Here is a 12,535-nt window from a genome sequence, read left to right as displayed (position 1 = left end):
ACAGCTTAAGCAGTCGATCAATACTGTATCCATAATAAAATGAGTATCCATCATGAAACTAAACCCCGTTACTGAAAAATTTATTTTGCACTGGGGTGAGATGGGCTCGCAATGGGGCGTCAACCGTACCATGTCGCAGATTCACGCCTTGTTATATATCATTGGTAAGCCGTTAAATGCGGAAGAGATTACCGAAACGCTTGGGGTTGCACGCTCCAATGTCTCAAATAGCATTAAAGAGTTGCAGCATTGGGGCTTGGTGCAAAAAGTCTCAATATTGGGTGATCGTCGTGATCATTTTAGTACCAACACTGATGTTTGGGAGCTAGCACGTATTATCGTGATTGAGCGCCAAAAGCGAGAACTGGATCCTACTGTACAATTCTTACAAGAGTTGATGGACAGTCCCGAGTTTGAACATGAGAATAGCGAAGTAAAAATCCGCATTCGTGAAACGCAAGAATTCGTTGAGACCGTGACGACGTGGTCGTCTGAGATGCTTAAACTACCGACCAGCGCGCTCAAAAAAATATTAAAACTGGGTGCCAGTATTAAAAAGGTTTTACGCTAGCAAGAATACGCACGCTTAAAAATAAAAAATTTAGGTATTTATTTCTGTTTCGACAGAAATAAATGAAAATACCTGTTAACTCTTTTATTAACCACAAACAATGGGTGGGGACAATGAAAGCGAATAATGTATATAAACATGAGGCTAGACAATCAGTGATCAAGCAGTCGCTTGGCTCAGTAGAATGGCAAGACTTGCGCCAGCTCACTCGGTGCCAAATTGTCTACAACACCATTTTACCTTATCCGTTTTTGTTGCTGTCATGGTGGTTTGCCAGTCAATCATGGTATGTAATGGCGTGCGGTGCCTCTTATCTATTTTTTGCGGCCGCCTTCCGTCAAGCTCATGACGGCTACCATCATAGTTTAGGCACAGGTAAGCGTGTGACCACTGCGCTATTATTGCTATTAAGCGTATTGCTCTTGACGAGTTTGCATAGCATTCGCGCCACTCATATGGAACATCATCGCGACCCGCTAGGCGATAGTGATATGGAAGGCAGTCTGGCAAAGCTTTCATGGTGGCAAGCGATGTTAGGTGGGGTGACCTATCGACTGGATATTTATCGCCAAGGGTTACGTCTAAGCAGCCAGCGTAATCAGCGTATCATTTGGTTGGAGTTTGGTCTGATTGCTTTGGTCATTATGGTTACCTTAACTTTGATGGGCTTAACGCTTTTCAATGTCTCTGCTATCACCCTGTCAGCACAAGTATCGATGTATCACCTATTCATCATGATGTTGGCAAACGCTAGTGTCGGTATTATCGCTGTGTGGGGCGTGCATCATGATTGTGATGAAGCGATCGCCCGTACAGAGCGCAACCCAGTGGTCAATTTACTGACTTTCAATCTGCTGTACCACGTAGAGCATCATCTATTTCCTGCCGTGCCTTCCAACCACTTACCAGAACTGGCAAAGCGTTTGGATAGAGCTGCGCCGCATTTGACCAAGCTGCATGTATTACCCAATCAAGTGGCAATTATGAGAGTTATAGACAATCGATGGAAAAACATGAAGAAGGTGAGACGCAACAGTAAGGATGAAAATGAGTGTCCTATCCGCAGACATTTTGCGTAAATGAATTTAGTGAATTATTTGAATACAAACCTTGTCTTTAGTCTTGTAAGAACATTACCTTACCAAAGTCATGTAAAAGCCATTTTGACAAGAGGGGCGAAAAAGAACACGATAATTACCAAGAGTTATCTTCTTTAGAATAATGAAAAACACAACGTAAGGATATGACGATGAATATTTTAATCAGCGGTGGCTCAGGATTTTTAGGAAGTGCGTTTAGTAAAGAGATCACGCAACGTTATCAGGGCATGAATAAAGATTTACAGATCACTTGGCTGACGCGTGACAGCAGACAAGCGCATCCTGATAATATTGATCTGATGACTTACGATAAGCTTGCAACGTCCGACAAGACTTTCGATGTCATATTAAATTTGGCGGGCGCAGGTATTGCAGATAAACGCTGGAGCGATGACCGTAAAGAAGCGCTGCTTGCCAGTCGAATCAAACCTACTGAATCTCTACTTGCTTACATTGCCAGCACTGGGCACAAACCCAAATTATTGATCAGTGGTTCAGCGATTGGCTGGTATGGTACTCAAGGAGATAAACCTTTAACTGAAAGTAGTGGGTTTGAGACAGACTTTGCTCACAAACTGTGTGATGAGTGGGAAAAACTGGCAGTGAGAGCGACTACCTATGGGGTGCCAGTCGCTATTGTTCGTACAGGTGTGGTTATACATCCCGACGGCGGTATGCTTGGTAAGCTTTTGGCCCCCTTTAAAATGGGTGTTGGCGGACAACTGGCGAATGGTAAACAAGTCATGAGCTGGATAAGCCGTGAAGATTGGGTAGGGGCGGCGATATTTATTATAGAGCAACATCTTGCCAACCAGACCAATAATCAACAAAGTGTATCGAATGATGACAATGCGCTAGAAATTGACAATAACACACCAGTGACGATCTATAACCTGACGGCCCCCAATCCAGTGACCAATCATACGTTTACCAAAACGCTGGGTTCTCACTTACATCGTCCTACCTTTTTCACTTTGCCAGAGGCGTTACTCAAGCTGATGTTTGGGGAGATGTCGACACTGCTTATTGATGGACAAAAAGTATTGCCACAAGCGTTACTTGATGCAGGATATGAATTCAAGCAGCCAACCCTTCGTCAAGCATTGGAAGAACAAAAAGTATGATTTTTTATTTCACGTGAAACGTTTTTTTAACATCATGATAAATTGTTTCATGTGAAACCTAATAGTGACTTCGTAAGCCTCTACTATTTCTATGTATTTTAGTAGAGGTTTTTCTGTTTGCTCCAAAATTTGCTTCTAACATTATCAAGGTTCATTTTAGTAAAGTTGCTTTAAAAACAACCCTCAAGGATCGTCCATGCGCTATGTTTTTTTTATCACCATTTTTGCGCTATTGCAGCTGTTTAGCCTTGGTACGGCTTTAAGCTTGCAATGGTGGCTACAGCCTTGGGAGATAGGAAACTTACCAACCATCGTGTGGATCGTTATATTTGTTATTACGAATGGCTTGCTACTATTAAGTGTCAAAAGAGTTTTTGCCAATAGCTATCGCTGGATAAGCGGCTGGATGTTGGTCATGCATTTTGTGCTATTGACGGCTTTGCTGACGAGCATATTATACGGTGGATATTGGCTCATAGCCTCATTTATGGGAGATGGGATAAATGTATCTGCTGTAATCGATGAAGACTTACGAGCGTTGGCTTTAGCTATATTTTTAGGATTGTTTGCTTATGCGTTATACAGTGCTTACGTTCCTGTTGTACGTAAAGTGACGATCACTATAGATAAAGTGCTGCCCAAAACCTTGAGGATTGCGGTAGCCAGTGATTTACACTTAGGAAAGCTGTTTGGTAGTGGGGCGATAGATAGGCTACAACATCTTCTTATGCAGAATAACGCCGATATACTGCTGATGCCTGGTGACATCATGGACGACAACACAGACGCGTTTGTTGACCATAAGATGGCCGTTAATTTAAAAATGCTCTGTGATAGTTTGCCATATGGAGTTTATGCCACGCTAGGCAATCATGATTTGTATGGTCATGAGCAGCCAATCAGCGAGGCATTAAAAAATGCAGGGGTCAAGTTACTAAATGATGATGTCGTGAGCATAGAGCACGAAGGCACCCCGATTTGGCTAGTTGGTCGTTTTGACAATCATAAACATCAGCGCGTGGCGACGACTGCATTACTGGCGCACGTAGATACCGAACAACCGATTGTATTGCTTGATCATCGACCAAGCGATATTCAGGCGCACAGTCAGTTGCCAATTGATTTGCAAGTATCTGGACATACTCATAATGGACAAATCTTTCCTGCCAACTTTATCGTCAGTGCCATCAATCGTTTGGGTTACGGGTATGAAGCCATTGGCAAAGGTCATTTCGTGGTGTCCTCTGGTTACGGCTTCTGGGGTATTCCTTTTCGCTTGGGTTCACGTTCTGAGATTTGGCTCATCAGCTTGGTTGGCAATAAAGATAATCAAAAAATTGATTGATTACTACGCGGCTAACTGGACATTCGTACTCAAAAGATCGTGTACGAAGTGTACAAAGCCATCGATGATATCGTTTGTTTCTTGCCCCAAACCATGATGAATGCTCATGAGATGAATAAAACCATGCGGTGCCCCAAGGACAGTATGTGTTTTAACGAGGATACCATAACGGTTTATTTGCTCGGCATAAGCAATGGCTTCGTCGCGCAACACATCCAATTCGGCAACGATGACATACGTGGGGCATACTTTGCTGTTGTCACCAAGCATAGGAGAGTTGAGAACATGGATACGAGGCAATGGACTGTTCTTAAAACAAGCCTCACCAAATACTGCCACATCGGCATGATCCAATAATAAGCCATCACCATACAACTCCCAACTTGGATAATCAGTCTCAATATCGGTGACAGGGTATATAGGCATTTGTGCCAGTGGCTTGGGCAAACGCTTTAATAACTCAAACATCTTTTGACCGTCGATACCTAAGTCTAGCCAAGCGTTTTGTAATGGCGCGGTCAGCTGCTGTGCCATTAAGGTAGCCAATCCACCACCCGCACTATCACCTGCTAAGACAATCCGTGATGGTAAAGCATTTAACGTATGGCAATTCTCAGCGAGCCAAGCGTAGGCAGTAATACAATCTCTGAGCGCCGCTGGAGTAGGGTTCTCAGGTGCTAAGCGATAATCCACGCTGACGATTGACCATCCAGTACGCTCACAAACGGTATGGCAAAACTCATGATGGGTATCGATATCACCAATACAAAAACCACCGCCATGCAAAAATAACATGACGGTTTCATCAGGATTGGTAATATGACGTTTTTTTAGACCAATTCTACTAGAGCGCTTGCTCGCTTGATAGCAACGAATCGTCATATCGCCTTCGTCCGCATCAGCAATAACCTTATCTTCCCATCGAACCAGCGTTTGCCCTTTTTTAGTGAAAGGCTTAATGTTGTTGCGCTTGATATTGCTTAGCATGGTATCGCTGGCTTGTTTCCATACTTTTGGCGCTTGCATAGCGACAGCATCGGTCGCAAATTTTTCACGTAGTTCCTGCATCGGCATGAGATCAAGTGGGGTTTTAAGCTTGCGATTGACAGCGAGAATCAGACGAAGATGAGCATTGGCATGCGGATATTGCTCTGCTGTAGGCCCTCCTAGATAGCTCGTTAAATTTTCAAGTACGGGCGCAGGCAGATAGCCTAACCCTTTCATAGCATGATGCAATGTATGAGTCTGGCAACTGGTTAGTGGTTTGTATCTCAATATTTTTTCTTTAATAGTCAGGGGCTTTGCATAAATACGAGTGTTTTCTAGATCGCTCTCCATTTGAGCGCTCGTCGCAAGTTTTAGCGTGGTCAATGCCTTATTCAATAGACTGTTGACTGACGATTCTTTTGATTTGAACATAATACTTCTCATAAATGATGGTCAGTACCTGCTGTCTTATCACAGCGGTTACTTTAGTGTAAATCACACTATTTATCATAATGATAGAGGAAGCCATTTCAACACTGCGTGTTTTTTGGTAATAACTTAGGACTGAATAGTAAACGATTGGGAATAAAGGCTACCTTTATAAGTGGATTAGTCGTCTGTACCCACAGTTCTTAATGAGACAACATAAGGTTCAGCACCCATTTTGCGCCTTGTTTAAACAGTATTTGTTGCAAATGAGAAAAATTCCTTCGTTTTAGGCTTGAAATTTATAGCCATGACCTTTATCAAGCAGCTAGTAAAGCGCATTCATAAAAACAATGAGTAACAACCGTTAAGCATACAATAAAGGTGCAGAAGAGCTAGCGATTAGCCAATTGACTGTGCCTAATACCAATCGTCATTATTAACATTCTAAGGAGTCATCATGAGCGAGCAAAAGACCAACCACGAATCCCCAGAGCAAAATGTGGCGCATGATAATATTGAGCACAGTGATAGTATTTTAGAAGAGACCATGAAAGAGTTTGATCCAAGAAATAACTCAGATGAAGATCTGACTGTCCACAGTGAGATCGATCTAGACACATTCAAAGCTCGCATTGCTGAATTAGAAGGCGAAGTAAAGCAGGCCAAAGAAGGCACTGCTCGCGCCAATGCCGAGGCTTATAATGCGCAAAAGCGTATGGAACAAGAAGCCGATAAAAGCAAAAAATTTGCGCTACAAAAATTCGCGAAAGAATTATTAGAAATCGTCGATAACTTAGAGCGTGCGATGGAAAATGCAGATGCCAACGATCCAGTGGCTGAAGGTGTTCAACTAACGCATAAAGCGCTTGTCGCCGTCCTCAACAAAAACGGTGTAGAAGCCGTGGATCCACAAGGCGAAAAATTCAACGCGGACTTGCATGAAGCGGTGGGTATTGATGCCGACGCCGAAGCAGACACCGTCGGGACTGTATTGCAAAAAGGCTACAGCTTGAACGGTCGTCTCTTGCGCCCAGCAATGGTACGTGTCGGACAATAAGATTTTGTGATAAACCCTACTTATATTAGGGTTTATCACAAAAAATCACAGGAAAGACCAATTTTGCTAGATTGTTGACTTGAAAAAAGCAACAGACAAACCGATATAAAGCAACAAGTGACCGATAGCGGTCAGCATTTAACACCATTTATATTTAAAACAATTAGGAGTAATTGATTATGGGTAAAGTAATTGGTATTGATTTAGGTACAACTAACTCATGTGTGGCAGTGATGGAAGGTGACAAAGTTAAAGTCATCGAAAACGCTGAAGGCACTCGCACCACCCCATCGATAGTCGCATATAAAAATGATGAAACTTTGGTTGGACAATCAGCCAAGCGTCAAGCGGTCACCAACCCAAACAACACATTGTTTGCGATTAAGCGTTTGATCGGTCGTCGTTTTGATGACAAAGTCGTGCAAAAAGACATCGGCATGGTGCCTTACAAAATCGCCAAAGCAGATAACGGTGATGCATGGGTTGAAATCAACGGCAAAAAATTAGCACCACCACAGGTTTCTGCTGAAATCTTGAAAAAAATGAAAAAAACAGCAGAAGATTATCTTGGTGAAACCGTAACTGAAGCGGTCGTAACAGTACCTGCTTATTTCAACGATTCACAGCGTCAAGCTACTAAAGATGCGGGTAAAATCGCGGGTCTTGATGTAAAACGTATCATCAACGAGCCAACTGCCGCAGCACTTGCTTACGGTATGGATAAAAAGCAAGGTGATAGCACCGTTGCTGTTTATGACTTGGGCGGTGGTACTTTTGATATCTCAATCATTGAAATCGCTGACGTAGATGGCGAGCAGCAGTTTGAAGTACTTGCAACCAACGGTGACACATTCCTTGGTGGTGAAGATTTTGACTCAGCATTGATTGATTATCTAGTTGATGAGTTCAAAAAAGACCAAGACGTCAACCTAAAAGGTGACTCTTTGGCAATGCAGCGTCTAAAAGAAGCCGCAGAAAAAGCAAAAATTGAGCTATCAAGCGCGCAAAGCACGGAAGTAAACTTACCTTACATTACTGCTGACAGCAGTGGTCCTAAGCACTTGGTGGTAACAATCAGCCGCTCAAAACTAGAAAGCTTAACTGAAGCATTGGTACAGCGCACCATGGGTCCTTGTAAAATTGCCCTTGAAGATGCTGGTCTAAAAATCGGCGATATCGATGACGTCATCTTAGTTGGTGGTCAAACTCGTATGCCGCTTGTACAGCAAAACGTACAAGAGTTCTTCGGTCAAGAGCCACGCAAAGACGTGAACCCTGACGAAGCAGTGGCAGCTGGTGCAGCGATTCAAGGCGCGGTACTGTCTGGTGACAAAACTGACGTATTGCTACTTGATGTGACGCCATTGACGCTTGGTATTGAAACAATGGGTGGTGTAATGACACCAATCATTGAGAAAAACACCATGATTCCGACTAAGAAATCACAGGTATTCTCAACAGCAGAAGACAACCAGCCAGCGGTAACGATTCAGGTGTATCAAGGTGAGCGTAAAATCGCTAACCAAAACAAACAGCTTGGTCGTTTTGATTTGACGGACATTCCACCAGCACCACGTGGTCTACCGCAGATCGAAGTTACTTTTGACATCAACGCTGATGGCATCATGAACATCTCAGCGAAAGACAAAGGTACTGGTAAAGCGCAAAGCATCCAGATCAAAGCAGACTCTGGTTTGTCAGATGAAGAAGTCGAACAAATGGTTCGTGACGCTGAGGCCAACGCAGCTGAAGATGAAAAATTTGCGAATCTTGCGCAAGTGCGTAACGAAGCAGATGGTCGTATCCATGCGGTACAAAAAGCGTTGAAAGAAGCAGGCGACAAAGTGACTGACGAAGAAAAATCAACCGTCGATACTGCGATCACTGAACTTGAAACAGCGGCTAAAGAAGATGATCATGATGACATCAAAGCCAAGCTTGAAGCATTAGACAATGCTTTCTTACCAATCAGCCAAAAGATTTATGCTGATAGTGGTGCAGGCGCAGAAGGTATGGATCCAAGCCAGTTCCAACAAGGTGCGGATAATGCAGCAGAAAGCAACCAAGCTGACGATGACGTCGTTGATGCTGAGTTCACTGAAGTAAATGACGATAAGAAATAATATTTCTTAAAGCCAGCTAGTATCAATATAAAGAACGCACCTTTCGAGGTGCGTTTTTTTATGGCTGATAGGCATTGATTATCAATGCCTCATAGGTCAGATAGACGCAAGGCTGCCCGTGGTCATCTTGCCCCGAAAACTTCTGCCAGTATTCACGCTCAAACTGCTGCAAACGTGCTTTCGTCCATGTAAAAGGCGTTGCTTCTGATTCTTCTCCTGCTCTCAGTAATTGCGTTTGATTGGTTGATACACCAGTCACTTTCATATGCTTGAGCACCTCATAGGGCTTGGCAAACGGTATATCAAAGCGCTGCGTCGATAGCTGAATCTGATCGAATCCATGGTCATGCAATGCGGCTTGCCACGCTGTGATATTTGGATAATGCAGTCCTTGACCAGTAAGGGATTTAATCTGCAAAAAATTATTGGCGGTAAAGGTACTCAGTAATAGCTGGCCGCCTGTTTTTAGCCGCATAGAAGATTGCGATATAAAACGCAGAGGATCATCAAACCACTGTATGGCATTGGCACTGATAATTAAGCTATGGTTTGCATCCAAATCCATGGTTTCAGCATCACCAATACGCAGCTGAGCTGTGGGCAATATGGAATGCAAATGGGCAGTTTGCTTTGCGCACAGCTCGTTAATGATCCAACGTTTACTTTGTAACGCTGTCGCTAATAACTGAGTCATTTGTCCTGTACCTGCGCCTACCTCAAGCACACTGTCTTGAGACCGATGCGCGATACGAGCCAGTAGGTCTTGGCAAATATGCTGTTGAATATAAGCATGCTGATCGTAGGTATTGGCTTGTGCAAAATGACGAGCGATAGTCTGCTTTCGGGCGCTCAAATCAGACCAAGAAGTAGGGGGTTCCATCATGTTCATTCAATCCGAAATGGTATAAGGGGTTACATGAGCCATATCAGTGATAGGTTCATAGTAATTATAAGTATTCAATCAAACGCGCACAGTCTTCTGTGGTAATTTTGGCATTCATCACCAAGCGAATGCGCGCGGTATTGGCAGGAACGGTAGGCGGTCTGATGGGTAGAGCATAAAACCCAGCTGCCTGTAACTGCGCTGCTTTAGTGATGGTTTTGGCATTATCGCCCAAGATATAAGGCACAATAGGGGATTGATAAGACACGTCTTGCGGCGCTGATGAGGCTTGATGTGAGGAGCTAATGGTTTGGCCAAGCTGGACAGATATCTGAGCCAGATGTTGTCTGCTTGCTTGCAGTTCTGGCATTTTTGTCAAAATAAAACGGGTCCATGCATGATTTATCGGTGGTAACGCTGTACTAAAGATAAGCGGGCGCATGTGATTGACCAACCATGACTTCACAGTGTCATCGCATAAGATATAAGCGCCAATCGAAGCAAAGGCTTTACCAAATGTACCCACCACATAGTCAATATCAGCAAGCGTTTGCGTTTCTTCTGCGAGCCCGCATCCTTGCTTGCCCAGCACACCGACAGCGTGCGCTTCATCTACATAGAGCTCAATGCGAGCATCTTGGGCTTTTAACCGTACTAAGGCTGGCAAATCTGCGCGGTCACCATCCATACTAAAAATGCTTTCGGTGATGATAATAATACGCTCTACGGTATCTTCAGCTTGTGCCAGTAGCATTGCCAAATGCTCATAGTCATTGTGACGATAGCGCCGATAGGTACACGCTTTGTTTTGACTCAAGCGAATACCATCGATGATACTGGCGTGCACCAGCTTATCTGCCAGAATGAGTGTTTTGACAGGCAGTGCTGTTAAGGCAGGCAAAATACCAATATTGGCGTGATAACCACTGTTTATGACCAACGCTGCCTTTTTGCTGGCGCTGTCTTTTTTACCTGCTGCCACTTCATACCATTGCTCCAGCTCTTCTTCTAATAGTTGTAGCTGCGCATCATTCCCTGTCAAAAGACGTGACGAAGTAGCGCTCATTTTGGGAAAGTCAGTAGCAGGCAGCTGTTGTAAGTATTCAAAAAACTCATGCTGTAGTGCGGTGTCACCGCCTAGCCCCAAATAGTCGTTACTGGCAATATTGAGGAGCTTTTTACTATTACTAATGACATGACGTCCTTGATGTTCAAGATTGGGCAGTTGACGGTACTGCTGCTGTTCTTTTAAATGAGCAAGTTCAGCTTTTAAGCGGTCATGTATAGGAGCCAGCATAATGAAGTGTCCTTTGATATTTTCTGAGCTAAGAGCAATAGATGATATAGCGAGTAGGAAGTATTGCACAAAATCAAGAGATGTAACAGAAAGTTTCATATCTCAGTCTTTGTAACCCACACGCTGATAAATACTTTCAAATCTTAACTCTCATACCATCAAACACTGACAGATCGTTTGAAATAGTTTGTTACTATGTACTCATCGTTAGCAAACAAGGCGATGCGGTTAAAAGACCAATATAAATAGATAACTTGTTTGTCAAAACTTTTCTAAGGAGCTAACAATGAAAACTCTACAAAAAACACTACTTGCAGTAGCAGCCGGTTCTTTACTAAGCATGGGTGCTCAAGCAGCTGTCTCTTATGGCAATGGCTATACTGGTCAACCATACGTTGGTGCAAAAGTAGGTCAGTTCGATCTAGACGTTGATGGCGCCGATGATCCGACTGCTTATGGTATCTATGGTGGTTACAACTTTGATCCTAACTTCGGTATTGAAGCTGAGTATGTTGGTTCAGACGACGCTGACTACAGAGGCGGCGACATCGATGCTAAAACATACGGCGCTTACGGTACTTACCGTTATGCTTTCCCAAACACAGGCCTATATGCCAAAGGTAAATTGGGTGTTGCCAGAACTGAAGTAGAATCTAACTACAACGTTGGTCCACTTAACGTATCACAGTCAGATAAAGATACCAATCTTGCTGGTGGTGTAGGTCTTGGTTATTCAGTGAATCCTGATTTCAGTGTTGAAGCTGAGTATGACATGCTAGGTAGTGACGCAGACCTAATGACGGTTGGCGCTCAACTAAAATTCTAAGTATTTAGTAAGCCATAAAGTATAAAAACGATCACTTTAAGTGGTCGTTTTTTTTGTGTATAAAAAATATTTTAAAACACATGTTTACTTTAAGAAATAATTTGGTATTATACCGTCACTACTAATTACGAATGAAAAATAGTTGAGTAGTATTTGATATTAAACAAATTATTTGCTTATTGCACCCAAGGTTGAGAATAGTTTATGAAAAGTCTACAAAAAGCTTTACTTGCAGTAATCGCCGGCTCAGTAATGACGATGAGCGCACAAGCAGCAGTAAATTATGCTGATCAGCCTTACGTAGGTATCAAAGCTGGTAAGTTTATGGTAGATGATAGTGATCTAGACGATCCTACTGCTTATGGTGTTTATGCTGGTTATAACTTCGATTCTAACTTTGGTGCTGAAATTGAATATGTAGGTTCTAATGACGTTGATGTTGATACAGGTCTTAGTGGTGTCAATGCTGACTATAATCTAAAAACTTATGGTGCTTACGGTACTTACCGTTATCAGTTCCCTAATACTGCTCTATACGCTAAAGGTAAATTAGGTTTTGCTAAAGCTGAGATCGATGTTTCTGTAGATAACGTTTTAGGATACTCTGCGAGTTCGAGCGAGAGTGATAGTGGTGTTGCTGGTGGTATCGGTTTGGGTTATAACTTTAATCCTAATGTGAGTGTTGAAGCAGAATATGACTATGTTGCTGAAGACGTGACTCTATTGACTATTGGTGCACAATACAAATTCTAAACCTTTAGTAAGTTATCAAGTATAAAAACGATCACTTTAG

General features: G+C 43.0%; 11 protein-coding genes. 8 read left to right on the top strand and 3 right to left on the bottom strand.

Translation table 11 applies throughout. The features are described from left to right. The first annotated feature begins 52 nt into the window (after positions 1-52). The 4 genes from A3K91_RS13730 to A3K91_RS13715 all read left to right on the top strand — a co-directional run bounded on the left by A3K91_RS13730 (position 53) and on the right by A3K91_RS13715 (position 4,140). Positions 53-571, top strand: coding sequence for a GbsR/MarR family transcriptional regulator (locus tag A3K91_RS13730; RefSeq protein ID WP_062845759.1), 519 nt, complete (start codon positions 53-55; stop codon positions 569-571). A gap of 113 nt (positions 572-684) precedes the next feature. Next, positions 685-1,650 (top strand): fatty acid desaturase family protein, encoded by a 966-nt coding sequence (locus A3K91_RS13725; RefSeq protein ID WP_062845758.1) that lies wholly within the window; start codon positions 685-687, stop codon positions 1,648-1,650. A 170-nt stretch (positions 1,651-1,820) separates the two neighbouring features. Further along, a complete protein-coding gene (locus A3K91_RS13720; RefSeq protein ID WP_062845757.1) occupies positions 1,821-2,795 on the top strand; it encodes an epimerase in 975 nt (324 codons plus the stop codon). Positions 2,796-2,991: 196 nt separating this feature from the next. After that, the gene (locus A3K91_RS13715) at positions 2,992-4,140 is read left to right on the top strand and encodes a metallophosphoesterase (protein WP_062845756.1); all 1,149 of its coding nucleotides are present in this window, start codon (positions 2,992-2,994) and stop codon (positions 4,138-4,140) included. A gap of 3 nt (positions 4,141-4,143) precedes the next feature. Here A3K91_RS13715 and A3K91_RS13710 read toward each other — a convergent pair whose 3' ends face one another. Next, on the bottom strand, positions 4,144-5,559 hold the full coding sequence (locus A3K91_RS13710) for an alpha/beta hydrolase (protein WP_062845755.1): 1,416 nt from the start codon (positions 5,557-5,559) through the stop codon (positions 4,144-4,146). A gap of 454 nt (positions 5,560-6,013) precedes the next feature. On the opposite strand from A3K91_RS13710, the gene grpE reads away from it, so the two are divergent. Both grpE and dnaK read left to right on the top strand, forming a co-directional pair. Continuing rightward, entirely contained in the window at positions 6,014-6,613 is a 600-nt protein-coding gene (gene grpE, locus A3K91_RS13705) for a nucleotide exchange factor GrpE (protein WP_062845754.1), read from the top strand. A 179-nt stretch (positions 6,614-6,792) separates the two neighbouring features. Then, positions 6,793-8,736, top strand: coding sequence for a molecular chaperone DnaK (dnaK, locus tag A3K91_RS13700; RefSeq protein WP_062845753.1), 1,944 nt, complete (start codon positions 6,793-6,795; stop codon positions 8,734-8,736). 58 nt (positions 8,737-8,794) lie between these two features. Here the strand turns inward: dnaK and A3K91_RS13695 are convergent, their stop codons facing one another. Both A3K91_RS13695 and A3K91_RS13690 read right to left on the bottom strand, forming a co-directional pair. Further along, complete coding sequence (locus tag A3K91_RS13695; protein ID WP_228139875.1) at positions 8,795-9,619, bottom strand: methyltransferase domain-containing protein; 825 nt, start codon at positions 9,617-9,619, stop codon at positions 8,795-8,797. A 64-nt stretch (positions 9,620-9,683) separates the two neighbouring features. After that, positions 9,684-10,916, bottom strand: coding sequence for an 8-amino-7-oxononanoate synthase (locus A3K91_RS13690; protein WP_062845751.1), 1,233 nt, complete (start codon positions 10,914-10,916; stop codon positions 9,684-9,686). 286 nt (positions 10,917-11,202) lie between these two features. Between A3K91_RS13690 and A3K91_RS13685 the strand changes: the two genes are divergently transcribed. Together A3K91_RS13685 and A3K91_RS13680 are read left to right on the top strand one after the other, a co-directional pair. Further along, positions 11,203-11,742 (top strand): porin family protein, encoded by a 540-nt coding sequence (locus tag A3K91_RS13685; protein ID WP_062845750.1) that lies wholly within the window; start codon positions 11,203-11,205, stop codon positions 11,740-11,742. A 204-nt stretch (positions 11,743-11,946) separates the two neighbouring features. Further along, positions 11,947-12,495: a porin family protein gene (locus A3K91_RS13680; protein WP_062845749.1), complete on the top strand. Its 549-nt coding sequence runs from the start codon at positions 11,947-11,949 to the stop codon at positions 12,493-12,495. The last annotated feature ends 40 nt before the right edge of the window (positions 12,496-12,535 follow it).

It is taken from the genome of Psychrobacter alimentarius, from assembly GCF_001606025.1.
Lineage (GTDB): Bacteria > Pseudomonadota > Gammaproteobacteria > Pseudomonadales > Moraxellaceae > Psychrobacter > Psychrobacter alimentarius.
The sequence above is the reverse complement of the archived record's forward strand: the minus strand, read 5'-3'. Positions and strand labels throughout refer to the sequence as shown.